Origin of the sequence: Micromonospora sp. A200, assembly GCF_029893845.1 — a bacterium.
Taxonomy (GTDB): domain Bacteria; phylum Actinomycetota; class Actinomycetes; order Mycobacteriales; family Micromonosporaceae; genus Micromonospora; species Micromonospora purpureochromogenes.
In genome coordinates this window covers 1-22,778 of record NZ_JARXXY010000064.1, presented here as the reverse complement: position 1 = coordinate 22,778, position 22,778 = coordinate 1, and the positions used below count along the sequence as shown (strand labels likewise).

General features: G+C 73.0%; 25 protein-coding genes and 1 pseudogene. 15 read left to right on the top strand and 11 right to left on the bottom strand.

Going from position 1 to position 22,778, the window contains the following annotated elements; all coding sequences use genetic code 11:
• Positions 1-536, bottom strand: a pseudogene (locus tag M2302_RS32050) (hypothetical protein); the annotation flags it as partial.
• A 161-nt stretch (positions 537-697) separates the two neighbouring features.
• Between M2302_RS32050 and M2302_RS32045 the strand changes: the two are divergent.
• From M2302_RS32045 to M2302_RS32035, 3 genes are read left to right on the top strand one after another with little or no spacing between them, the layout of a single operon-like run.
• On the top strand, positions 698-1,549 hold the full coding sequence (locus M2302_RS32045) for an ABC-2 family transporter protein (protein WP_280841531.1): 852 nt from the start codon (positions 698-700) through the stop codon (positions 1,547-1,549).
• A complete protein-coding gene (locus M2302_RS32040) occupies positions 1,542-2,354 on the top strand; it encodes an ABC-2 family transporter protein (protein ID WP_280841530.1) in 813 nt (270 codons plus the stop codon). The genes M2302_RS32045 and M2302_RS32040 overlap by 8 nt, the downstream gene beginning before the upstream one ends.
• A complete protein-coding gene (locus M2302_RS32035) occupies positions 2,351-3,337 on the top strand; it encodes an ATP-binding cassette domain-containing protein (RefSeq protein ID WP_280841529.1) in 987 nt (328 codons plus the stop codon). The genes M2302_RS32040 and M2302_RS32035 overlap by 4 nt, the downstream gene beginning before the upstream one ends.
• A 24-nt stretch (positions 3,338-3,361) precedes the next feature.
• Here the strand turns inward: M2302_RS32035 and M2302_RS32030 are convergent, their stop codons facing one another.
• Entirely contained in the window at positions 3,362-3,922 is a 561-nt protein-coding gene (locus M2302_RS32030) for an XRE family transcriptional regulator (RefSeq protein ID WP_280841528.1), read from the bottom strand.
• Between the two features lie 68 nt (positions 3,923-3,990).
• Here M2302_RS32030 and M2302_RS32025 point away from each other — a divergent pair, with 68 nt between their 5' ends.
• Both M2302_RS32025 and M2302_RS32020 read left to right on the top strand, forming a co-directional pair.
• Complete coding sequence (locus M2302_RS32025; RefSeq protein WP_280841527.1) at positions 3,991-4,809, top strand: AzlC family ABC transporter permease; 819 nt, start codon at positions 3,991-3,993, stop codon at positions 4,807-4,809.
• Complete coding sequence (locus M2302_RS32020) at positions 4,803-5,111, top strand: AzlD domain-containing protein (RefSeq protein WP_280841526.1); 309 nt, start codon at positions 4,803-4,805, stop codon at positions 5,109-5,111. The genes M2302_RS32025 and M2302_RS32020 overlap by 7 nt, the downstream gene beginning before the upstream one ends.
• A 53-nt stretch (positions 5,112-5,164) precedes the next feature.
• Here the strand turns inward: M2302_RS32020 and M2302_RS32015 are convergent, their stop codons facing one another.
• The 3 genes from M2302_RS32015 to nadA form a co-directional block, all read right to left on the bottom strand.
• Positions 5,165-5,806 (bottom strand): DUF3043 domain-containing protein, encoded by a 642-nt coding sequence (locus M2302_RS32015; protein WP_280841525.1) that lies wholly within the window; start codon positions 5,804-5,806, stop codon positions 5,165-5,167.
• Positions 5,807-5,846: 40 nt separating this feature from the next.
• Positions 5,847-7,202, bottom strand: a complete 1,356-nt coding sequence (gene murA / locus M2302_RS32010) for a UDP-N-acetylglucosamine 1-carboxyvinyltransferase (RefSeq protein WP_348529485.1) — start codon at positions 7,200-7,202, stop codon at positions 5,847-5,849.
• A 229-nt stretch (positions 7,203-7,431) separates the two neighbouring features.
• Positions 7,432-8,631 (bottom strand): quinolinate synthase NadA, encoded by a 1,200-nt coding sequence (gene nadA, locus M2302_RS32005; RefSeq protein WP_210776372.1) that lies wholly within the window; start codon positions 8,629-8,631, stop codon positions 7,432-7,434.
• Between the two features lie 68 nt (positions 8,632-8,699).
• Here nadA and M2302_RS32000 point away from each other — a divergent pair, with 68 nt between their 5' ends.
• From M2302_RS32000 to M2302_RS31985, 4 genes are all read left to right on the top strand, one after another.
• Positions 8,700-9,836, top strand: a complete 1,137-nt coding sequence (locus M2302_RS32000; RefSeq protein WP_280841524.1) for a glycerate kinase — start codon at positions 8,700-8,702, stop codon at positions 9,834-9,836.
• Between the two features lie 207 nt (positions 9,837-10,043).
• On the top strand, positions 10,044-10,412 hold the full coding sequence (gene erpA / locus M2302_RS31995; protein WP_088961031.1) for an iron-sulfur cluster insertion protein ErpA: 369 nt from the start codon (positions 10,044-10,046) through the stop codon (positions 10,410-10,412).
• 184 nt (positions 10,413-10,596) lie between these two features.
• On the top strand, positions 10,597-11,574 hold the full coding sequence (locus M2302_RS31990; protein WP_280841523.1) for a carbohydrate kinase family protein: 978 nt from the start codon (positions 10,597-10,599) through the stop codon (positions 11,572-11,574).
• On the top strand, positions 11,571-12,077 hold the full coding sequence (locus M2302_RS31985) for an ATP-binding protein (protein ID WP_210776375.1): 507 nt from the start codon (positions 11,571-11,573) through the stop codon (positions 12,075-12,077). Before M2302_RS31990 ends, M2302_RS31985 begins: the two co-directional genes overlap by 4 nt.
• A 91-nt stretch (positions 12,078-12,168) precedes the next feature.
• Here M2302_RS31985 and M2302_RS31980 read toward each other — a convergent pair whose 3' ends face one another.
• Complete coding sequence (locus tag M2302_RS31980) at positions 12,169-12,396, bottom strand: sulfurtransferase TusA family protein (RefSeq protein ID WP_088961034.1); 228 nt, start codon at positions 12,394-12,396, stop codon at positions 12,169-12,171.
• Positions 12,393-13,544, bottom strand: a complete 1,152-nt coding sequence (locus M2302_RS31975; protein ID WP_280841522.1) for an aminotransferase class V-fold PLP-dependent enzyme — start codon at positions 13,542-13,544, stop codon at positions 12,393-12,395. Before M2302_RS31975 ends, M2302_RS31980 begins: the two co-directional genes overlap by 4 nt.
• Positions 13,545-13,714: 170 nt before the next feature.
• On the opposite strand from M2302_RS31975, the gene coxB reads away from it, so the two are divergent.
• Positions 13,715-14,686 carry a cytochrome c oxidase subunit II gene (gene coxB / locus M2302_RS31970; protein ID WP_280841521.1) on the top strand — a complete coding sequence of 324 codons (972 nt, stop codon included), beginning with the start codon at positions 13,715-13,717 and terminating at the stop codon, positions 14,684-14,686.
• Between the two features lie 10 nt (positions 14,687-14,696).
• Positions 14,697-15,122: a cytochrome c oxidase subunit 4 gene (locus M2302_RS31965; RefSeq protein WP_280841520.1), complete on the top strand. Its 426-nt coding sequence runs from the start codon at positions 14,697-14,699 to the stop codon at positions 15,120-15,122.
• A 182-nt stretch (positions 15,123-15,304) separates the two neighbouring features.
• On the opposite strand, the gene M2302_RS31960 is transcribed toward M2302_RS31965, so the two are convergent.
• From M2302_RS31960 to M2302_RS31945, 4 genes are all read right to left on the bottom strand, one after another.
• Positions 15,305-15,517, bottom strand: a complete 213-nt coding sequence (locus tag M2302_RS31960; RefSeq protein WP_280841519.1) for a hypothetical protein — start codon at positions 15,515-15,517, stop codon at positions 15,305-15,307.
• A 117-nt stretch (positions 15,518-15,634) separates the two neighbouring features.
• Positions 15,635-16,681: an anthranilate phosphoribosyltransferase gene (trpD, locus tag M2302_RS31955; RefSeq protein ID WP_280841518.1), complete on the bottom strand. Its 1,047-nt coding sequence runs from the start codon at positions 16,679-16,681 to the stop codon at positions 15,635-15,637.
• A gap of 89 nt (positions 16,682-16,770) precedes the next feature.
• Positions 16,771-17,166: a hypothetical protein gene (locus M2302_RS31950; RefSeq protein WP_154943960.1), complete on the bottom strand. Its 396-nt coding sequence runs from the start codon at positions 17,164-17,166 to the stop codon at positions 16,771-16,773.
• Positions 17,167-17,272: 106 nt separating this feature from the next.
• The gene (locus M2302_RS31945) at positions 17,273-18,250 is read right to left on the bottom strand and encodes a cytochrome c oxidase assembly protein (protein ID WP_280841532.1); all 978 of its coding nucleotides are present in this window, start codon (positions 18,248-18,250) and stop codon (positions 17,273-17,275) included.
• 126 nt (positions 18,251-18,376) lie between these two features.
• On the opposite strand from M2302_RS31945, the gene M2302_RS31940 reads away from it, so the two are divergent.
• The 4 genes from M2302_RS31940 (at position 18,377) to M2302_RS31925 (ending at position 22,663) form a co-directional block, all read left to right on the top strand.
• Positions 18,377-18,976: a heme-copper oxidase subunit III gene (locus M2302_RS31940; RefSeq protein ID WP_280841517.1), complete on the top strand. Its 600-nt coding sequence runs from the start codon at positions 18,377-18,379 to the stop codon at positions 18,974-18,976.
• A gap of 72 nt (positions 18,977-19,048) precedes the next feature.
• On the top strand, positions 19,049-19,882 hold the full coding sequence (locus M2302_RS31935; protein WP_280841516.1) for a cytochrome c: 834 nt from the start codon (positions 19,049-19,051) through the stop codon (positions 19,880-19,882).
• Positions 19,883-19,949: 67 nt separating this feature from the next.
• Complete coding sequence (locus M2302_RS31930) at positions 19,950-21,038, top strand: Rieske 2Fe-2S domain-containing protein (RefSeq protein WP_210776385.1); 1,089 nt, start codon at positions 19,950-19,952, stop codon at positions 21,036-21,038.
• On the top strand, positions 21,035-22,663 hold the full coding sequence (locus M2302_RS31925; RefSeq protein WP_280841515.1) for a ubiquinol-cytochrome c reductase cytochrome b subunit: 1,629 nt from the start codon (positions 21,035-21,037) through the stop codon (positions 22,661-22,663). Before M2302_RS31930 ends, M2302_RS31925 begins: the two co-directional genes overlap by 4 nt.
• The last annotated feature ends 115 nt before the right edge of the window (positions 22,664-22,778 follow it).

Sequence of the window (22,778 nt, the reverse complement as noted above, 5' to 3'; positions counted from 1 at the left end):
GGCCGGTCGGCACCTTCGCGTGGCCGGTCGGCACCTTCGCGTGGCCGGTCGGCACCTTCGCGTGGCCGGTCGGCACCTTCGCGTGGCCGGTCGGCGACCTCCGGGTGGCGGTCGGCCCAGGCGGTACGCGCGGCGCGCGGGGCCGGGGCCTCCGGCTCCGGCCGGCGGCGCTCGCGCTGCCAGGTCAGGTCGGAGGCCGGCCGCCGGTACAGGTCGTCGTCGCGCCGGTGCGCCTCGTCGGCGTGGGGCTGCTGTTCGGCGACGGGGTGGCCACCCCAGCGCGGCGGTTCCTCGTCGTGCTCGTCCCAGGACCGCCCGAGGTACGTCCCGTCGGGACGGGTCGGGGCGAGGGGCGGCACCTCGGCCCGGCCGACCACGGCGGCCCGTCCGCGCGGGGGCGGTGCCGGGACGTGCCGGGTGCCGATGTCGCCGGGGTAGCGCTGGCCGGGGAACTGCGGCTGCCACTCGGTGGTCGGCTCGACGACCCAGGAGGGCTCGGCCGGGTCGTGCCAGCGGTCGCGGTAGCCGCCCGTCATCGAGGGCCCTCGTCGCCGCCCGTGCGGCGCGGCCCGATGCCCGGCTCGCGTCGCTCGCTCACGGCGGTGTCACCTCGTTGGAAATTGTCGTGCCGGGGCCTCCACCTGCCGGTAGAGTCGCCCGACCCGGCACGGCATGGCTGCGGATGGAGGGTAACGGCGTGGGCTCGGTCACCGCCACTGTGGCACCGCCCACGGACTCAAACGTTATCCTATGGTTTCGGACATTCTGGGCGATATCCCAATCCGGCTTCCGACGATACGCCACCTATCGTCAGGCCGCGCTGGCCGGTGCCGTCACCAACTCCGTCTTCGGGTTCCTGCACTGCTACGTACTGCTCGCGGCGGCCGGGACCGCCGGCAGCGTCGGCGGGTACGACCGGGCCCAGCTCGCCACCTTCGTCTGGGTCGCGCAGGGCCTGCTGGCGGTGATCCTGCTCTGGGGCTGGAGCGACCTGGCCGACCGGATCCGCACCGGTGAGGTCGCCGGCGACCTGCTCCGCCCGGTGCATCCGGTGACCAGCTACCTCGCCACCGACCTGGGCCGCGCCGGGTACGCCGTGCTGGCCCGCTTCCTGCCGCCGCTGCTCGTCGGCCCGCTCTTCTTCGACGTGTACCTGCCCACCCGCTGGTCGACCCTGCCGCTCTTCGGCGTCTCCGTGGTCACCGCGCTGGTGCTCTGCTTCGGCTGCCGGTATCTGGTCAACGCCACGGCGTACTGGTTGCAGGACGTCCGCGGCCCGATGATCCTCTGGACGCTCGGTTCGGGGGTGCTGGCCGGGCTCTACTTCCCGCTGCGCTTCCTGCCCGAGCCGCTCCAGCTCTCCCTCTGGCTCGGCACGCCCTTCCCGAGCCTGCTGCAGACCCCGCTGGACGTGCTGGTCGAGCGGGACCCGCCGGTCACCCAGCTCGGGCTGGTCGCCCTTCAGCTCTGCTGGGCGGTGCTGATCCTGGCCGCCTGCCGGCTGGCGCAGCGCCGGGCCGAACGGCGGCTGGTGGTGCAGGGTGGCTGAGGCGGGCGGCGCGGCCACCGCGTACCGGGCGCTGCTGTGGGCGCAGGCGCGGTCGCAGACGGCGTACCGGACGTCGTTCGTGGTGGACCTGCTGGGCAACGTCGGGGCCACCGTCTTCGACGTGGTCACCGTCCTGGTGCTCTACGGGGTGACCCACGAGCTGGGCGGCTTCACCCTTCGCGAGACGCTGGTGATGGTCGGCCTCTCCTCCTGCGCCTTCGCCACCGCCGACCTGCTGGTCGGCAACATCGAGCGGCTGCCCCGGTACGTCCGCACCGGGCTGCTCGACGCGGTGCTGCTGCGACCGCTCGGCGCGCTGCCCCAACTGCTGCTGATGGACCTGCCGCTGCGCAAGCTCTCCCGGGCGCTGTTCGGCCTGGCCGTGCTGGTGGTGGCGCTGACCACCGCCGGAATCGACTGGACGCCCGGCCGGGTGGCGCTGGCCGTCGTCGCCCCGCTGGCCGGGGTGGTCTTCTTCGGCTCGCTCTTCGTGGCCACCGCCACCGTCTCGTTCTACTGGGTGGAGTCGGGGGAGCTGGCCAACTCGCTCACCTACGGTGGACGGGACTTCACCTCGTACCCGGTCACGATCTTCGAGGGCTGGTTCCGCGCGGCCTTCGCGTACGGGCTGGGATTCGCCTTCGTCAGCTACCAGCCGGCGCTGGCGCTGCTCGGCCGGGCCGACCCGCTGGGCCTGCCGGCCTGGGCCGGCTGGGCCGCGCCCGGGGTCGCGCTGGTCGCCGCCGCCGGCGCGGCGGCGGCCTGGCGCGTCGGTGTCCGCCACTACCGGAGCACGGGATCATGAGCCTGGTGATCGACGCGCAGGGGCTGCGCAAGGAGTTCACGGTCCGGGTCAAGGTCGGCCGGCTGCGCCGCGAGAAGCGGACGGTCACCGCCGTCGACGGCGTGGACCTGCGGGTGGAGCGGGGCGAGACGCTCGGCTACATCGGCCCGAACGGGGCGGGCAAGTCCACCACCCTGAAGATGCTCACCGGCGTGCTGACCCCCTCCGCCGGGCAGGTACGCGTCTGCGGGCTGCGCCCGGTCGCCCAGCGCACCCGGCTGGCCCTCGGCATCGGCGTGGTCTTCGGGCAGCGCTCCCAGCTCTGGTGGGACCTGCCGCTGCGCGACTCGTTCGACCTGCTCCGGCACGTCTACCGGGTACCGGCTGGAGACCACGCGACCCGGCTGCGCCGCTGCCGCGCGCTGCTGGACCTCGACGAGTTCCTGGACACCCCGGTGCGGCAGCTCTCCCTCGGGCAGCGGATGCGCGGCGAGCTGACCGCCGCCCTGCTGCACGGCCCGCGGGTGCTCTTCCTCGACGAGCCCACCATCGGCCTGGACGTGGTGAGCAAGCAGGCGGTCCGCGACTTCCTCGGCGAGCTGCGCCGGGCCGGCGACACCACGCTGGTGCTCACCACCCACGACCTGGCCGACATCGAGCGGCTCTGCCGCCGCCTCGTGGTGATCGATCATGGCCGGGTGGTGCACGACGGCTCGATCGCCGCCCTGCACAGCCGGTACGGCTCCCGCCGGCTGGTCGTCGCCGAGCTGGACACCGCGCTGGCCACCCCGCCGACGCTGCGCGGCGCGCCGCTGGAACGCATCGAGGCGGACGGGCGCCGGCTGGTCTACGCCTGCGAGTCGGCCGGTGCGGCGGAGGTGGTGGCCGGGCTGGCCGGTCTGGCCACGCTCCGCGACATCTCGATCGTCGAGCCGGACATCGAGGAGGTGGTGACCCGGCTCTACCGGTCCCCGGCGAGCCGCGCGGCCCCGGTCACCGGCTGACCCCGGGCCCGGCCGCGGCGGCGGTCAGGGGTGCTCCATCACGAGGACGGCGAAGGTGCCGGGCGCCAGCGCCTCGTACCGGTGCGGCGCGTCGCCGGGGAACGTCGCGTAGTCGCCCGGACCGAGGTCGACCAGGTCCGGCTCCGGGCCGACCCGCATCCGGCCGGCGGCGACCACGATGTGCTCGACGCTGCGCGGCGTGTGCGGTTCGGCGACCCGGACCGCCCCCGGCTCGAGCTCCATCAGGTAGACGTCGCGCCGGCTGTGCGCCGAGCCGGCGGCGAGCAGGGTGGCGGCGAAGTCGGCGTGCTCCGAGCGGACCCGGGGGCCCTCGCCGGCCCGGATGACCCGGACGGTGGCCGCGGGTGGCTCGACCAGGCGGCTGAACGGTACGCCGAGTGCGACTCCCAGCGCCCACAGCGTCTCGACGCTCGGGTTGCCCACCCCGGATTCGAGGTGGGACAGGGTGGACTTGGCGATGCCGGCGCGGCGGGCCAGCTCGGTCAGCGAGATGCCGGCCCGCTCGCGCTCGCGACGCAGGGCGGCGGCGATGGTGGCCAACGGCGGAGCGGGTTCTCCGGCCATCTGTTCGCTCCAGAGGTCTGTTTGTTCGGTTTGACGAACACGGGGGGCAGTGTTCATCATAATGGACCATGCGTACGGTAGAGCGAACGGCCGGCAGCGGCATGCTCCGCGATGTCGCCGCCATCGGCGCGGCGATGATCGCGGTCGGCGCCTCCTTCGGCGCGGTCGCCGTCGCCGCCGGCCTGCCCGCCTGGGCGACCGTCGCGATGTCGGTGCTGGTCTACGCCGGCGGAGCCCAGTTCATGGCAGTGGGGCTGGTGGCGGCCGGCAGCCCGCTCGCCGCCGTCGCCGCCGGCCTGCTGCTCAACGCCCGGCACCTGCCGTTCGGCCTGACCTTGGGCGACAGCCTCGGCGGGCAGCGCTGGCGGCGGCTGGTCGGCAGCCATCTGATGACCGACGAGGCGACCGCGTTCGCGCTGGCGCGACCGGCCGGCCCGGCGCGCCACCGGGCGTTCTGGCTCGCCGGGGCGCTGCTCTTCCTGGCCTGGAACGCCGGCACCCTGCTCGGCGTGGTCGCTGGTGGGGCGGTCGGTGACCCGACCACCCTGGGGCTGGACGCCGCGTTCCCGGCCGGGCTGACCGCCCTGCTGCTGCCAACGCTGCGGGACCGGGAGACCCGTCAGGTCGCGCTCTCCGGCGCTGCGCTTGCGGTGCTCGCCACGCCGGTGCTGCCGGCCGGGCTGCCGGTGCTGCTCGCGCTCACTGGCCTGGTCGTGCCGCTGGTACGCCGCCACCGGCAAGGCCGGGCAGCGGTCGGCCCGGACCCGGAGAGCGGAGCGGACGCCCCGGCCACCGTCGGTTCGCTCGCAGGAAGCGGACCCGCCGACGGGCTCGCCCGGGAAGCCGGCCCGGGACAGGCCGTCCGGACGGAGGAGACCTCGTGCTGATCGCCGTGATCCTTGCCCTGGCCGCGGGAACGTACGGCTTCCGGGTCGCCGGAGTGCTGCTGCGGGACCGGCTGGACCTGCCCGAGTGGTCCCGGCGGTTGCTGCCGGTCGGGGCCGCCGCCCTGCTGGCCGCGCTGGCTGCGACCGCCGCGCTGACCGAGGCGGGCGGCTTCGCCGGCTACGCCCGGCCTGCGGGCGTGCTGGTCGGGGTGCTGCTCGCCTGGCGGCGGGCACCGTTCGTCCTGGTGGTGGTCGCGGCGGCCGGCACCACGGCCCTGCTGCGCCTGCTCGGGGTGCAATGACGAAGCCCCTCCCCGCTTACGCCGGGAAGGGGCCAGGTCCGGACCGGGTGGGGTCAGATCTTGTCGCCGATGTTGACCTGCGGCGCGGGCGCCCGCATCCGGCGGAAGGTGATCGAGCGCATGATCGCGTAGAGGTAGAGCGAGCCCATCCGCTCGCCGCTGTTCGGGAAGCGCTCCCGGATCAGCTTCTTGATCTTGCGAGAGATCAGGATCGAGTCGATCACCACACCGAGGGCGAGCGCACCCCAGACGATGTTCGAGGCCAGCCGGATCGCCGGCGGCATCGCCTGGTTGGAGCCGATCAGCACGATCAGCGCGCCACCGAAGAACCAGGTGCCGACCGTACGCCGGGAGTCGACCACGTTGCGGGCCAGCAGCCGCTCCGGGCCGCGGTCGCGCGGGCCGCCCTCGCGGCGGAACTCCGCCGCCGCCTCGGCGCGGGCCAGCCGGCGCTGCTCCCGCGCCTCCTCCTTGGTCAGCGGCTTCGTCGGCCCGGCGGGGCGACGACCGGCGACCGGCCGCTTCGGGGTCTCCCGACCCAGTTCCTTCTTGCTCGGGGTGTAGCCCCGGGGGCGCTCGGCGGGCTGCTCCTCGGTCGCCACGACGGTGGCGGAGGAGTCGGGGTCGGCGGACTTGCGACGAAACAGCGACGGCACGAGGTGAAGGGTAGCCAAACGACGGCGCCCGGTGCACATCACGGTGCACCGGGCGCTCGACGGAGCGGGGTGATTGCGGTTACGGACGCTCGACGTGCGCGCCCAGGCTGGCCAGCTTCGCCTCGAAGTCCTCGTAACCGCGGTTGATCAGGTCCACGCCGTACACCCGGGAGGTGCCCTCGGCGGCGAGCGCCGCGATCAGGTGGCTGAACCCGGCGCGCAGGTCCGGGATGACCAGGTCGGCCGCGTGCAGCTTGCTCGGCCCGGCGATCACCGCGGAGTGCTTGAAGTTGCGCCGGCCGAACCGGCACGGGGTGCCGCCCAGGCAGTCCCGGTAGACCTGGATGTTGGCGCCCATCGTGTTCAGCGCCTCGGTGTAGCCCAGCCGCTGCTCGTAGACCGTCTCGTGGACGATCGACAGGCCGCGGGCCTGGGTCAGCGCGACGACCAGGGGCTGCTGCCAGTCGGTCATGAAGCCCGGGTGCACGTCGGTCTCCAGCGCCACGGCGTTGAGCTCGCCGCCCGGGTGCCAGAACCGGATGCCGCCCTCCTGGCCCGGGTCGCCGAGCTTCGGCGCGCGGGCGTCGGTCACCTCGTACGCGCCGCCGACCGAGCGGAAGATGTTCAGGAAGGTCATCATGTCGACCTGCTGGGCGCCGAGCACCTCGACGTGCCCGCGGGTGGCCAGCGCCGCCGCCGCCCAGCTCGCCGCCTCGATCCGGTCGGGGATCGGCCGGTGGGTGTAGCCGCTGAGCCGCTTGACGCCCTGGATCTCGATCACCCGGTCGGTGTGGACCTTGATGATCGCGCCCATCTTCTGCAGGATGCAGATCAGGTCGATGATCTCCGGCTCGACGGCGGCGTTGCGCAGCTCGGTGACGCCCTCGGCCATCACCGCGGTGAGCAGCACCTGCTCGGTCGCGCCCACGCTCGGGTACGGCAGCGCGAACTTGGTGCCGTGCAGCCCGTTCGGCGCCGACAGGTGCAGCCCCTCCGGGGTCTTCTCGACCGTCGCGCCGAACTCGCGCAGCGCCTGGAGGTGGAAGTCGATCGGGCGCGGCCCGATGTGGCAGCCGCCCAGGTCCGGGATGAAGGCGTGCCCGAGCCGGTGCAGCAGCGGGCCGCAGAACAGGATCGGGATCCGGCTGGAGCCTGCGTGCACGTTGATCTGGTCGGTGCTGGCGCTCTCGACGTTGGCCGGGTCGAAGACCAGCTCGCCCTCCTCCGCGCCGTCGGTGACCTTGACCCCGTGCAGGCCGAGCAGCCCGCGGACCACCTCGACGTCACGGATGCGCGGCACGTCGAACAGCCGGCTGGGGGTGTCGCCCAGCAGGGCGGCGACCATCGCCTTCGAGACCAGGTTCTTCGCGCCGCGCACGCGGATCCGCCCTTCCAGCGGCGTGCCTCCGTGTACGACCAGGACGTCGTTGGTCAACGCAACCTCCAGCGCGCGTCGGGTGGTGCTGTGTCGAGGGTGGGGTCGGGCTGTCCAGCTCGGCCGGCTGTTCAGCTACCCGGAATGGGACCGGCGCAAAACGGTCCACCATGTCGTCGCCCCGGCAGCATAGCCCTCGGTGACGAGAATGGAATCGGTCACATCGCCAGGCACGGAACGAACCGGGGATTCCGGCATGTTTCCGTACCAGCGATGTGACCGTGGGTGATCAGCTGACGGTGGGCGGCGGGGTGTCGGCGCCCGGCAGGGCGAGCATCTGGTCCAGCGCCACCCGCGCGTGGTGCGCGGTGTCCGGATCGACGGTGATCTGGTTGACCACCCGGCCGGCGACCAGCTCCTCCAGCGCCCAGACCAGGTGCGGCAGGTCGATCCGGTTCATCGTCGAGCAGTAGCAGACCGCCTTGTCCAGGAACATGATCTGCTTGTCCGGGTGGGCCAGCGCCAGCCGGCGGACCAGGTTCAGCTCGGTGCCGACCGCCCAGGCCGAGCCGGCCGGAGCCGCCTCGATGGTCTTGATGATGTATTCGGTGGAGCCCACGTGGTCGGCGGCGGTGACCACCTCGTGGCGGCACTCCGGGTGCACCAGCACGTTGACCCCGGGCACCCGCGCGCGCACGTCGTTGACGCTGTCGAGGGTGAACCGGCCGTGCACCGAGCAGTGCCCCCGCCAGAGGATCATCTTCGCGTCGCGCAGCTGCTGCGGGGTGAGCCCGCCGCCCGGCTTGTGCGGGTCGTACAGCACGCAGTCGTCCAGCGAGAGGCCCATCTCCAGCACCGCCGTGTTGCGGCCCAGGTGCTGGTCGGGCAGGAAGAGCACCTTCGACCCCTGCTGGTACGCCCAGTCCAGGGCCCGCTTGGCGTTCGACGAGGTGCAGACCACGCCGCCGTTGCGTCCGACGAAGCCCTTGATGTCGGCCGAGGAGTTCATGTACGTCACCGGGACGGTGTCGGCCGCGACGCCCAGCTCGGTCAGCACGTCCCAGGCGGTCTCGACCTGCGACAGCACCGCCATGTCCGCCATCGAGCAGCCGGCGGCCAGGTCGGGCAGGATCACCTTCTGCGCGTCCGTGGTGAGGATGTCGGCGCTCTCGGCCATGAAGTGCACGCCGCAGAAGACGATGTACTCCGCGTCCGGCCGGGCCGCCGCCTCCCGGGCCAGCTTGAACGAGTCGCCGGTCACGTCGGCGAACTGGATCACCTCGTCGCGCTGGTAGTGGTGACCCAGCACGAACACCTTGGTGCCGAGCGCGGCCTTCGCCGCCGCCGCCCGGGCCACCAGGTCGGGGTCGCTCGGCGCCGGCAGGTCGCCCGGACACTCCACGCCACGCTCGGTGGCGGGGTCGCTGCCGCGGCCGAGGAGCAGCAGCGCAGTGGCGGTGTTGGAGGGTTCCACCCAGGTCGAAGTCACGCCTCCCATGGTCCCACAGCGTGGCTGCCGCGCAGCCTCTGCCGGTGTGGGCTGCCACACTGCCAGGCATGCGCGTGCTGCTCTGTCCGGACAAGTTCGCCGGCACCCTCGCCGCCCCGGAGGTCGCCGCCGCCGTCGCCGAGGGCTGGCGGGCCGTCGCCGCCGGCGACGAGCTGCTGATCCGACCGCTCGCCGACGGCGGGCCGGGCTTCGTCGCGGTGCTCGCCGACGCCCTCGGCGGGCGGCGGATCCCGGTGCCGACCGTCGACCCGCTCGGCCGGTCGGCCACCGGTGAGATCCTGCTCACCGACGACGGCACCGCCTACCTGGAGAGCGCCCAGGCCTGCGGGCTGCACCTGCTCTCCGCCGCCGAGCGGGACCCGAAGGCGACCACCTCGTACGGGCTGGGGGCGCTGGTCACCGCGGCCGTCGAGCACGGGGCGCGCACGGTGGTGGTCGGGCTGGGCGGCTCCGGCACCAACGACGGCGGGGCCGGTCTGCTCACCGCGCTCGGCGCGACGCCGCTGGACGACGCCGGCCGGGCCCTGCCGTACGGCGGGGCGGCGCTGGCCGCGGTCGCCACCCTCGACGGCGCGCCCCGGCTGCGCGGGGCCACCCTGGTCGCCGCCACCGACGTCGACAGCCCGCTGCTCGGGCTGCACGGCGCGAGCAACGTCTACGGCCCGCAGAAGGGCGCGACCAGGGCGGACGTGCTGCTGCTCGACGCCGCGCTGGAGCGCTGGGCGGCGGTGCTCGAACGGGACCTGCCCGGCTGCCCGCCCGGACTGGGCGCGCTCCCGGGCGGCGGCGCGGCCGGCGGCCTCGGCGCGGCGATCCTCGCCCTGGGCGGGCGCTGCGAGTCCGGCATCGACCTGGTGACCCGGGCGATCGGGCTGGACGCCGCCCTCGACGCCACCGACCTGGTGATCACCGGGGAGGGGTCCTTCGACCACCAGTCGCTGCGCGGCAAGGTGGTCGCCGGGGTGGCCGGGGCCGCCCGCGACCGCGGGGTGCCCTGCGTGGTGCTGGCGGGGCGGGTGAGCACGGGGCGGCGGGAGGCCGCCTCGGCCGGCGTCACCGAGACGTACAGCCTGGTGGAGCACTTCGGCGGGGAGGAACGCGGCGGCGTCGAGGCCGCGATGAGCCGCCCGGCCGAGGGACTGCGGGCGCTGGGCGCCCGGCTGGCCGGGCAGTGGAGCCGCTGAGCACCCGGCCGGGGCGCCGCCAGTTCGGCGCCCGGCGTCGGTGTTCCCGCGCGGACCTGCGACGCGGATGACGACGGTCCGGTCACGCCCCCGGGTCGCGGCGGCCGGGACGGCGTACGATCGGATCTGGACCACACCGGGAATCACTGGACGACGCGCGACGTTGGCCAGTGCGTCCGGACCCATACCGCGCAGGGAGATTTCCACGTGACCACGCCAGCGCAGACCGAGTCGACCGAGGCCCAGGCCCCTACTTCCGTCGTCCTCACCGACGTCGCGGCGCAGAAGGTCAAGGCCCTGATCGAGCAGGAGGGCCGCGACGACCTGCGGCTCCGGGTCGCGGTGCAGCCGGGCGGCTGCTCCGGCCTGCGGTACCAGCTGTTCTTCGACGAGCGGTCGCTCGACGGTGACGTCGTCACCGACTTCGACGGTGTCGAGGTCGTCGTCGACCGGATGAGCGCCCCCTACCTGGCCGGCGCCACCATCGACTTCGCCGACCGGATCGACGCCCAGGGCTTCACCATCGACAACCCCAACGCGGGCAGCTCCTGCGCCTGCGGCGACTCGTTCAGCTGAGTCGACCAGCACCTGCGTCCGGCGGGGCCGTCCTTCGGGGCGGCCCCGCCGCCGTCTGTGCGCCTCCGCCGGGGGGTGACGTCCGGATGAGCGGCGGGTGGCGCATTGTCGACCGACCCTGGACCGGCTCCCCGGGCGGCCCGGTAGGCTGACCGGCGCCGTGCTCCCGACCCCGAGGGTTGACATGAAGATCGCCGTGACCGGCTCGATCGCGACCGACCACCTGATGAGCTTCCCCGGTCGCTTCGCCGACCAGCTCATCGCCGACCAGCTGCACAAGGTGTCGCTGTCGTTCCTCGTGGACGACCTGGTGCTGCGTCGCGGCGGGGTGGCCGCCAACATCGCCTTCGGCATGGCGCAGCTCGGGCTGCGCCCGGTGCTGCTCGGGGCGGTCGGCGCCGACTTCGCCGACTACCGCTCCTGGCTGGAGCGGCACGGCGTCGACTGCGAGTCGGTGCACGTCAGCGAGATGGCGCACACCGCCCGGTTCGTCTGCACCACGGACACCGACATGTGCCAGATCGCCTCCTTCTACGCCGGGGCGATGAGCGAGGCCCGCAACATCGAGCTGTCCCCGGTGGCCCAGCGCCTCGGCGGTCTCGACCTGGTGCTGGTCAGCGCCAACGACCCGGAGGCGATGATCCGCCACTCCGCCGAGTGCCGGGAGCGCGGCTACGCCTTCGTCGCCGACCCGTCCCAGCAGCTCGCCCGGATGGACGGCGCGGACGTGATCGGCCTGATCGACGGCGCCGACTACCTGATGACCAACGACTACGAGAAGTCCCTGCTGGAGAGCAAGGCCGGCCTCACCGACGAGCAGCTGCTCGACCGGGTGAAGGTGCGGGTCACCACGCTGGGCAAGCACGGCGCGGAGATCGCCGGCCGGGACTTCGGGACGATCCACGTGCCGATCGCCCGGGAGATCCAGGCGGTCGACCCGACCGGCGTCGGCGACGGCTTCCGGGCCGGCTTCTTCGCCGCGCTCTCCTGGGGCCTCGGCCTGGAGCGCGCCGCGCAGGTCGGCTCGCTGCTGGCCACCCTGGTGCTGGAGACCGTCGGCACCCAGGAGTACGACGTCCGGCGCGACCTGTTCGTCAAGCGCCTGGCCGAGTCGTACGGCGACGCCGCCGCCGAGGACGTGCGGCCGTACCTGTTGCCGTGAGGCCCGTCCTGGTCGCGTTCGCCGGCCTGCCGGCGGTGGGCAAGAGCACCCTCGCCCGGCGGGTCGGCGCGGCGCTGGGCGCGCCCGTGCTGCCGGTGGACCCGGTCGAGCGGGCGCTGGCCCACCACGGGCTGGTCGGCGACGTGCCCGGGATGGCGGCGTACCAGGCGGTGGCGGGGCTGGCCGAGGTGCAGTTGGGGCTCGGCCTGACCGTGGTGGTCGACGCGGTCAACCCGGTGGCCAGCGCCCGCGGCCTCTGGCACGACCTGGCCGAGCGGGCCGGGGTGCCGCTACGGCTGATCGAGGTGCACTGCGGCGACGAGGCGGAGCACCGCCGCCGGGTCGAGGCGCGGCTGCCCGCCGAGCCCGACCCGCTGCTCCCCACCTGGGACCAGACGCTGCTCCGCCGCGCCGAGTACGAGCCGATCATCGGCCCCCGCCTCGTGGTCGACACCGCCGTGGACCTGGACCCCCTCCCCGCCATCCTCACCTACCTGACCTGACCCGGACGCGCAGTCCCTGCGGGCGCACTTTCCGATCGGAAAGTGCGCGGATTTGGGCGCGCGCCCGCGAAAGGGGGGGTGGGGGAGGGGGTCAGTGGGTGCGGCGGACGTCGTAGGCGGTGGTGTCGGGGTGGGCGGCGACGAAGTCCTGGGCGCGCATGCGGCACCAGGCCGGGATGTCGACGGCGGCGGCGGGGTCGTCGGCCAGGACCCGCAGCACCGCGCCGACGGGCAGCTCGGGCAGGCGGCGGGCCAGCGCGATGACCGGCAGCGGGCAGCGCTGGCCCCGGCAGTCGAGCACCTCCGTGGGGTCGGTCACAGCCCCACCACCCCCGCCTCGGCGCGCAGCTCGGCGACGATCCCGGGCAGCTCGGCCAGGAACCGCTCGACGTCCGCCTCGGTCGTCTCCCGGTGCAGCGAGACCCGCACGTTGCCGTGCGAGAGCACCCCCATCGCCTCCAGCACGTGCGACGGGCGCAACGTCGAGGAGGTGCAGGAGGACCCGGAGGAGACCGCGAAGCCGCGCCGGTCCAGCGCGTGCAGCAGCACCTCGCCGTCGACGTAGAGGCAGGAGAAGGTGACCAGGTGGGGGAGCCGGTCGCTCGCGTCGCCGACCACCTCCACGTCCGGCACCTCGGCCGCCACCCGGGCCCGGATCCGGTCCACCAGCGGCGCCAGCCGGGCCGCCTCGGCCGCGGCGTCGGCCGCCGCCGCGCGCAGGCTCGCCGCCGCCGCCACCACCGCCGGCAGGTTGACCACCCCGGGGGTACGCCCCGACTCCCGCTCGTCGGCCGGCCAGGGCGACTCCCACCGGGTGCCCTTGCGCACCACCAGCAGCCCCACCCCGGGTGGCCCACCCCACTTGTGCGCGCTGGCGGTCAGCACCGACCAGCCCGCCGGCACCGGCGCCCGCCCCACCACCTGGGCCGCGTCGACGTACAGCGGGACACCCGCGTCGGCGCACTCGGCGGCCGCCCGGGCCACCGGCTGGACCGTGCCCACCTCGTGGCTGGCGGCGATCAGCGCGGCCAGCGCGACCCCGGGGGCCCGTACCGCGTCGGACCAGGCGGACAGGTCGAGCCGGCCGAGCCGGTCGACCGGCACGGCGACCGCGGCGCCGCCACCGGCCACGTGCCGCTCGGCGGCGTGCAGCACCGCGGAGTGCTCGATCGTCGAGTGCACCAGCGTCGCCCCGACCCGCCGCCGACCGGCCAGGCCACCCAGCACCGCCCCGTGCGCCGCGGCCGTACCGCTGGGGGTGAAGGAGAGCTCGTCGGCGCGGACGCCGAGCGTGGCCGCGGTGGCCTCGCGGGCGGCGTCGAGGAGCTGGCGGGCCCGGCGGGCCTGGGTGTACAGCCTGGCCGGGTCGGCCCAGCCGTCGTCGAGGGCGGCCAGCAGCGCCTGCCGGGCGACCGGGTGCAGCGGCGCGGCGGTGGCCGCATCCAGGTAGACGGGGGTAGGGCTCACGACAGCCCACGCTATCGGGTCGGTATGCCCACGAGCCCCCCGATGGGGGCGCACAGTGACCCCAACACGGTCGAGCCCGTCATGGTCGAGTAATCTGCGACCGTCGGTGACGCCTTTGCCGTCGGTGCTTCAGGGAAACCCACCGCGGCGCGCTAGGGAGGCAGGACCAGGTGGTCGCAAGGAGTTCGGAGGTACGGCCCTCGGCCGTACGGCACAGCGCTTCCCCAGGAGCCGGTGGGCGCCGGCGGCGTGGTGCTGGTCGACTCGCCGGGCTCGGTCTCGGCGGAGCGGCGCTGCTGGTTCTGCTCACCGGCTGCAACGTCGGCAGCTCGGTCGACGGTTTCGGCTGGCCGCAGGGCGGCATCTCGCCGGAGTCGCACCGGATGTACGACCTGTGGATCGCCTCCTGCATCGCCGCCCTCGCGGTCGGCGTCTTCGTCTGGGGCCTGATCTTCTGGTGCGTCGTGCGCTACCGCAAGCGGGGCAACGAGCTGCCGGTGCAGACCCGGTACAACCTGCCGATGGAGTTCCTCTACACCATCGCGCCGATCCTGATCGTCTCCGTGCTCTTCTACTACACGGCGGTCGTGCAGACCGACGTGGTGCGGATTACCAAGAACCCCGACGTGACCGTCGAGGTCGTCGCGTTCAAGTGGAACTGGCAGTTCAACTACCGCGACGGTCAGGGCCCCGAGGCGAACACGGTGGCGTCGGTGCTGGGCACCAGCGAGGTCATCCCGGTGCTGGTCCTGCCGACCGACCGGTCGATCCGCTTCGAGGAGACCAGCCGCGACGTCATCCACTCGTTCTGGGTGCCGGAGCTGCTGTTCAAGCGGGACGTCATGCCGGGCAACATCCGCAACGTCTTCGAGATCTCCAAGCTCGAGTCCGAGGGCGCGTACGTCGGCCGGTGCGCCGAGCTCTGCGGCAGCTACCACGCCTTCATGAACTTCGAGCTGCGCGTCGTCTCCCCGGAGAAGTACGACCAGTTCCTGGCGGCCAAGCGGGACGGCAAGTCGACGCAGGAGGCGCTCAGCGCCATCGGCGAGGACCCGTACGCGTCGACCACCGAGCCGTTCAAGACGCGGCGCAACGTGGCCACCTTCAACCCCGACAAGTCGCACTCCGACCCGAGGAACTGAGGGAGCCGACATGAAGACCGAGTGGCGTATCTTCCTGGTCATCGCCGCGTTCCTGTTCGGCGTGACGGTGCTCTACGGCGCCTGGACCTACGGCGACGGCGGCCGGGTCGAGTGGGTCGGCACGGTGGCTCTGCTGCTGTCGTTCCTGCTCTGCGCGATGTGCGGTGGCTTCTTCTGGTTCGTCTCCCGCCGCATCGACCTGCGGCCGGAGGACCGGCCGGACGGCGAGATCGCCGACGGCGCCGGCGAGATCGGCTTCTTCAGCCCGGGCAGCTACTGGCCGTTCGGCCTGGCGCTGGCCGCCGCGGTGGCCGGTCTGGGCCTGGTGTACTGGCAGTTCTGGCTGGTGGGCCTCGGCCTGGTCGCGGTCATCTTCGCCGCGTGCGGCCTGCTCTTCGAGTACTACACCGGCACCCGGCGTACCGCCGAGCACTGATCCGACGGCTTCGCCCGTAGGCCCGCGTCCCGCTCCGGGACGCGGGCCCACGCGTGTTCCGGCCCCTGATTCGTCCACGACATCAGGTCGACAGGACCGGTGAGCCGACCGTGCGATCGCCGGCGGGGCCAACGGCCCGGCGGCACGGCGAGTGAGAGCGCGCGATGAGGGCGGCGTGCGGGTCAGGCCGCGCGGCGGCCCGACCCGGATGTCGCCCGCGGGCGCCGGTCGGCCAGGCGCGGGGCGTGGAAGGCGAAGGTGGCGATCAGCACGGCCGCGCCGCAGCCGGTGCAGATCAGCTCGGGGCAGTCGAGGTCGTGACCGTCGACGCAGGGCGGGACCTCGAACGGCTGCACGCCCTCGCAGGTGTCGCAGTAGAGCTCGCGGTCCGACACGGGCGTCTCCTCTCGCTCCGGTGCCCGCCGACGACCGTCGGAGCCATCGGCGGAAAACGGAAAATTACTCCCGTGTAGTTTGGCACGCCCCTCCGACAGTTCCCCCGCGCCACCCGCTCAGCGGGTGCGGGCCACCTCGACCCAGCGCTCCAGGACGGCGGCCGCCGCGCCCGAGTCGATGGACTCGGCGGCCCGGCCCAGCCCGGCTCGCAGCGCCTCGGTCAGGTCGCCGTCCAGCGGCCCCTGGGTGGCCAGCGCCGCCGCGGAGTTGACCAGCACGGCGTCCCGCACCGGGCCGGTCTCCCCGGCCAGCAGCCGGCGGGCCACCCCGGCGTTGTACGCCGCGTCCCCGCCCCGCAGGTCGGCCAGGGTGGACCGGGGTACCCCGAGGTCCGTCGCGTCCAGCACGGCCTCTCTGACCGTGCCCTGCTGGGCCACCCAGACCCGGGTGGGGGCGGCGGTGGTGAACTCGTCCAGGCCGTCCTCGCCGCGCATCACGATCGCCGAGTCGCCCCGCCCGGCGAAGACGGCGGCCATCACCGGCGCCATCCGCGCGTCGAAGCAGCCCACCGCGCCGGCCCGGGGACGGGCCGGGTTGGTCAGCGGGCCGAGGAAGTTGAAGAAGGTGGGTACGCCGATCTCGCGGCGGACCGGGCCGGCGTGCCGCATCCCCGGGTGGAACCGGCCGGCGAAGCAGAACCCGATCCCGGCCTCCTCGACGCAGCGGGCGACCTGCTCGGGCGCCAGGTCCAGCGGCACGCCGAGGAACTCCAGCAGGTCGGCGGTCCCGCAGAGCGAGGAGGCGGCGCGGTTGCCGTGCTTGACCACCCGGACCCCGGCGCCGGCCACCACCAGCGCGGTCATCGTGGAGATGTTCACCGTGTGGGCGAGGTCACCGCCGGTGCCGACCACGTCCAGCGCGGTGCGCCGCAGCTCCTCGGGCAGCTCGACCGGCACCGCCCGGCCGAGCATCGCCTGCACCAGGCCGGCCAGCTCGGCGGGGGTCTCGCCCTTGGCCCGCAACGCCACCGCGAAGCCGGCGACCTGGGACGGGGCGGCCGCGCCGGTCATGATCTCGTCCATCGCCCACGCGGTGTCCGCGGTGGAGAGCTCGTCGCCGCGCAGCAGCGCGTTGAGCAGGTGCGGCCAGGTCCGTTCGCCCATGGTGGGCCTCCCGAGCGGGCGTGGGTGCGGGTGGGACGGGGGCGGCGCCCGTCAGCCCGGGCGCCGGAGGCGCCGCCGAGCGCGCAGACTCAGGCGGCGGCGTGCGTACGCAGCAGTTCGGCGACCGTGGTGCCGGTGGTCACCGGGTCGAGCGGGTGCACCAGCGTGGCGTCGACCTGCGCGTACGCGGCGAGCCATCGGTCGGCGGAGCGGGCGATGACCACGCAGGTGGGCGGGGCGTCGTCCCGGTCGTCCTTAATCTGGCGGGCGATGCCGATGCCGCCGCCCGGGCTGGCCTCGCCGTCGAGCAGCATGAGGTCGATCTCGTAGTCGTCGACCAGCCGGATGCACTCCGCGTACGTGGCGGCCTCGACGAACTCGATCTCGAGGCCGGGCGCCGGGCGGGTGCCGACGGCCAGCCGCATCCGGTCACGGACCTGCGGGTCGTCGCTGTAGAGCAGGACGGTGCACTGACGATCGCTCATCGCTGGACTGGCTCCCACCTCGTAGCTGCCCGCTGATGGTACCCGCCGGTGTGGCGTACCCGACATCCCGCCCGGCCGGGCGGCGCGGACGCCGCGTCGGCGCAGGTCAGGCCGGGCTGCCCGGGGCGGGGGTCGCGGTCGCGGCGGTGGCGGCGGCGTCGGCGGCGCGGTCGCGGGCCTCCTGGCGGTCCAGCTCGCGGTCGAGCCGGCGGGCCTCCCGCTCGGACTGCCGGATCCACTGCACGACCAGCACCGCGAGCATCGTCACACTGACGAACTCGCCGCCGGCCCAGAGGATGCCGCCGGCGACCACCTGGTCGTTCCAGGGGTCCGACCAGGACAGGTTGAGCGACGGGTACCAGTCGCCGCCGAGCAGCGTGGTGCTCTGCATGATGGTGAGGCCGAGCACCGTGTGGAACGGCACGGAGAGCAGCATGAGCAGCGCCCGCGCCGGGTACGGCCACCGCCCCGGCAGCGGGTCGAGGCCGAGCAGCGGCCAGAAGAACACGCAGCCGGTGGCGATGAAGTGCGCGTGCACCAGCTCGTGCGCCCAGGCGTGCTCCAACGTGTAGTGGTAGAGGCCACTGAAGTAGAGCGCGAACGGGTTCACCACGAAGATGCTGAACGCCACCAGCGGGAAGCTGTAGACCTTCGCGAACCGGCTGTGCACGATCGCCAGCAGCCGCTTGCGGGGGCGTACCGGCAGGGTGCGCAGGGCCAGGGTGACCGGGGCGCCCAGGGCGAGGAAGATCGGCGCGATCATCGACAGCACCATGTGCTGGACCATGTGCACCGACAGCAGCGCCGTGTCGTACGCGTGCAGGCCGCTGACCGTGACCGCGGCGATGCCGCCCAGGCCGGGGCCGAGGAAGCAGATCGTCCGGAGGACCGGCCAGGCGTCCCCGCGCAGCCGCAACCGGTAGACCCCGTAGAGGTAGAGTCCGGCGGCCAGCACCAGCCCGAGGGCGAGCCAGCTGTCCAGCCGGGTCTCGGTGAAGACCCGGGTGACGGTGAACGGCGGCGGGACGGCCTCGCCCCCGGCGGCGAGGACCACCGACGGGCCCGCCGAGGTCGCGGCGAAGATCGAATCGACGTGCAGCACGCTTTTCAGGCTAGGCCAGGCGAACCGGACCGCCACGATCGGGCCATCCCTCGCCCGGGTTTGGCCCCCCGCTGATCGCCCGCCCCGGTCAAGGGCAATAATGACCGCGTGACTGCGGCCCCAGCCATTGACAAGAGCCGGATCCACTCCCTGACCCGACCCAACATGGTCAGCGTCGGGACGATCGTGTGGCTCTCCAGCGAACTCATGTTCTTCGCGGCGCTGTTCGCGATGTACTTCTCCATCCGCGCGGCGGCGCCGGAGCAGTGGGAGAAGCACACCGAGCACCTCAACATCCCGTACGCGACCACCTTCACGGTGATCCTGGTGTTGTCCTCGGTGACCTGCCAGCTCGGTGTCTTCGCGGCGGAGAAGGGCGACGTCCACGCCCTGCGGCGTTGGTTCACGATCACCTTCGTGATGGGCCTGATCTTCGTGCTCGGCCAGGTGAACGAGTACCGCACCCTGGTGCACGAGGGCGTGAAGATCAACGAAGACGGTTACGGGTCGATGTTCTACCTCACCACCGGCTTCCACGGCCTGCACGTGACCGGCGGCCTGATCGCCTTCGTCATCTTCATGATCCGCACCACCATGGGCCGGTTCACTCCGGCGCAGGCCACCTCGGCGATCGTCGTGTCGTACTACTGGCACTTCGTCGACGTGGTGTGGATCGGGCTCTACGCCATGATCTACTGGCTCCAGTGATCTTGGCGCGTCACGAACCGCGCCGCTGCTCCGTCCCCTGAGACAAGGTCCAACCGGTTAAGGACACAGGTCATGACTTCTGACAACGACCGCCGACGCGGTCTGCTCGCGCGCCTGCGCGGGCGGCCCGTAGCGCGCAGCAGGGGCCGCCGCCGGCTGGGCGCCGCGGTCCGGCTGATCGCCGCGCTGACGCTGGCCGGCGGCGCCTACACCGTCTTCGCCCCCGGCGTGCAGGCGCAGGAAAACCCGCCGCTGACCGGCGCCGCCGCCGAGGGCAAGGCGCTGTTCGACGTGAGCTGCGTGACCTGCCACGGTCGCAACGCGCAGGGTGTCGACGGTCGTGGCCCCAGTCTGGTCGGCGTGGGCGCCGCCTCGGTCGAGTTCCAGGTGGCCACCGGCCGCATGCCGATGGCCCGCCAGGAGGCCCAGGCCCAGCGCAAGCCCCCGGTCTTCACCGACGAGCAGGTGCGCCAGCTCGCCCAGTACGTCCAGGAGCTCGGTGGCGGCCCGCAGGTCCCCGAGGGGCACCTGCGTGAGGGCGCCGACCTGGCGACCGGCGGCGAGCTGTTCCGGATCAACTGCTCGCAGTGCCACGCCTTCGGTGGTGGCGGCGGCGCGCTCTCCTCGGGCAAGTTCGCCCCGAGCCTGCGCCCGGCCAGCGACCGGCAGATCTACGCCGCCATGCTGAGCGGCCCGCAGAACATGCCGGTGTTCGGCGACAACCAGATCACCCCGGAGCAGAAGGCGGACATCATCGCCTACATCCAGGAGACGCTGAAGCACGACCAGGACCAGGGTGGGTTCAACCTCGGCCGGTACGGCCCCTCCACCGAGGGTCTGGCGGCCTTCCTGTTCGGCATCGTCGCGCTGGTCTTCGCCAGCCTGTGGATTGCGGGCAAGTCGTGACCCGGTCGAACGTCAGTACCATTGCCGTGGTGCCGTGCGTCGGCACCGCCCGTAGCGAGGTGACGGCATGAGCACCCACACCGAGCACCAGGCCCCGCAGGGTCCGGAGCCGCTCGACGTCATGGACCCCCGGCTGTCCCGGTTCGACATCGTCCTGGAGGGCGCGCGCCGGGACGACATCGAGATCGTCCACTACGAGGAGCAGGTCGCGCCGGGCAGCAAGGCCGAGCGCCGGCTGACCCGTACGGTCGCCAGCTTCTTCCTCCTCACCGGCCTCGCGGCCACCGCCTTCCTGGTCATCTACATCTGGTGGCCGTGGAAGTGGGAGGCCGGCCGCGGCGGTGACAAGTGGTACACCCCGCTGCTCGGCGTCACCCTGGGCGTCGCGCTCCTGGCCGTCGGCTTCGGCATCCTCACCTGGGGCAAGAAGCTGCTGCCCAAGGAGGTCTCGATCCAGGACCGGCACGACCAGCCGGGGGCGCCGGAGGATCGCAAGATCACCGGGGAGACCATGCTCTACATGGCCGACGAGATGGGCGTGCGGCGTCGTCCGCTGCTCGGCGTCTCGCTGGCGGCGGGCCTGCTGCCCGTGGGCGCGGTCGTCGCGGCCCCGCTGATCGGTGGCCTGATCTCGCAGCCGCACAAGAACAACCAGATGTTCACCACCGGCTTCGCTCCGGCCGAGGGCGGCCGCAAGATCCGGCTGGTCCGTGAGGACGGCCGGCCGATCCGCCCGGCCGACATCAGCGCCGGTGGCCAGCTGACCGTCTTCCCCGGCATCGAGCACGGCGTGAGCAACAAGCACGCCGACTCGCCGACCCTGCTGATCCACCTGCGCGAGACGGACGCCCAGGAGTCCCGCGACGCCAACGCGCGGTTGGGCCGCCAGGACTTCATGTGGGGCAACTACGCGGCGTACTCCAAGATCTGCACGCACGCCGGCTGCCCGGCGAGCCTGTACGAGCAGCAGACCAACCGGCTGCTCTGCCCGTGCCACCAGTCGCAGTTCCTGATCACCGACAACGCCCGGCCCATCTTCGGTCCGGCCAGCCGTCGGCTGCCGCAGCTGCCGATCGAGGTGGACGAGGAGGGCTTCTTCGTGGCGAAGTCCGACTACACCGAAACCATCGGCCCCGACTTCTGGGAGCGGCCATGAAGCGCCGAAAGTTCGACGTAGCAGCGGTGCCGGCCAAGTCGGCCGGAGCGGTGGACGACCGGTTCCAGGTGGCCACGCCGCTGCGCAAGCTGCTCAACAAGGTCTTCCCGGACCACTGGTCCTTCCTGCTCGGCGAGATCGCGCTCTTCTCGTTCGTCGTGCTGCTGCTGACCGGTGTCTTCCTGACCTTCTTCTTCGAGCCGGCGATGACCGAGGTGGTCTACGACGGCAGCTACGCCCCGCTGCGGGGCACGCCGATGTCGGCCGCGTACGCCTCCAGCCTGGACCTGTCGTTCGACGTCCGGGGTGGTCTGATCATGCGGCAGATGCACCACTGGGCGGCGCTGCTGTTCATGGCCTCGATCGTCGTGCACATGCTGCGGGTCTTCTTCACCGGCGCGTTCCGCAAGCCGCGTGAGACGAACTGGATCATCGGCTCGCTGCTGTTCTGGGTCGGCTTCCTGGCCGGCTTCACCGGCTACTCGCTGCCGGACGACGGCCTGTCCGGCACCGGTCTGCGGATCGCCTCGGCCATCATGCTGTCGATCCCGGTGATCGGCTCCTGGGTCACCTCGTCGGTCTTCGGCGGGGAGTTCCCGGGCGAGATCATCATCAGCCGCTTCTTCATCGCCCACGTGCTGCTGATCCCGGGTCTGCTGGTGGCGCTGATCACCGTCCACCTGGGCCTGGTGTTCAAGCAGAAGCACACCCAGTGGCCCGGCCCCGGCCGGACCAACGAGAACGTGGTCGGCGAGCGGATGTTCCCGCGCTACGCGCTCAAGCAGGGCGGCTTCTTCATGGTCGTCTTCGGCGTGATCGCGCTGATGGGTGGCCTCTTCCAGATCAACCCGATCTGGTACTTCGGCCCGTACGAGGCGTGGGTGGTCTCGGCCGCCAGCCAGCCCGACTGGTACGTCATGTTCCTCGACGGCTCGACCCGACTCATGCCGGCCTGGGAGATCACCATCCCGATCGGCGACGGGTACGTCATCCCGCCGTTGTTCTGGCCGACGGTCGTGCTGCCGGGCATCCTGGTCGCGATCTCCCTGTTCTACCCGTTCATGGAGGCGCGGCACCTCAAGGACCGCAAGCACCACAACCTGCTCCAGCGGCCCCGGGACGTGCCGGCCCGGACCGCGGCGGGCGCCATGGCGGTGTCGTTCTTCGTGGTGCTGACCCTCTCCGGCGGCAACGACGTGATCGCCGACAAGTTCCAGATCAGCCTCAACGCGATGACCTGGGCGGGCCGGATCGGCCTGCTGGTGGTCCCGCCGCTGGCGTACTACGTGGCGTACCGGATGTGCCTCGGTCTCCAGCAGCACGACCGGGAGGTGCTGGCCCACGGTGTGGAGACCGGCATCATCCGGCGCCTGCCGGACGGCCGGTTCGTCGAGGTCCACCAGCCGCTCAGCGCGGCCGACGGCCACGACGGGCACGGCGAGCTGGACTACGTCGGCTGGGTGGTGCCGAAGAAGATGAACCGGCTCGGGGCTCTCGGCCCGGCCATCCGGGGCTTCTTCTACCCGATCGAGAAGCCGGCCGAGGCGCCGGTCTCGCCGGGGCACCCGCCGGTCGAGGCCCGCCCCGAGCGGGAGGAGATCGGCAGCGGCGAGAGCCGTCGCTGACGACGTACCCGACCGTGGGGGGGGGGCGCCGGGGGGGGGGGGGGGGGCCCCCCCCCACCCCCCCCGCGCGGGGGGGGGGCCCCCCCCCCCCCCCCCCCCCCCCCCCCCCCCCCGC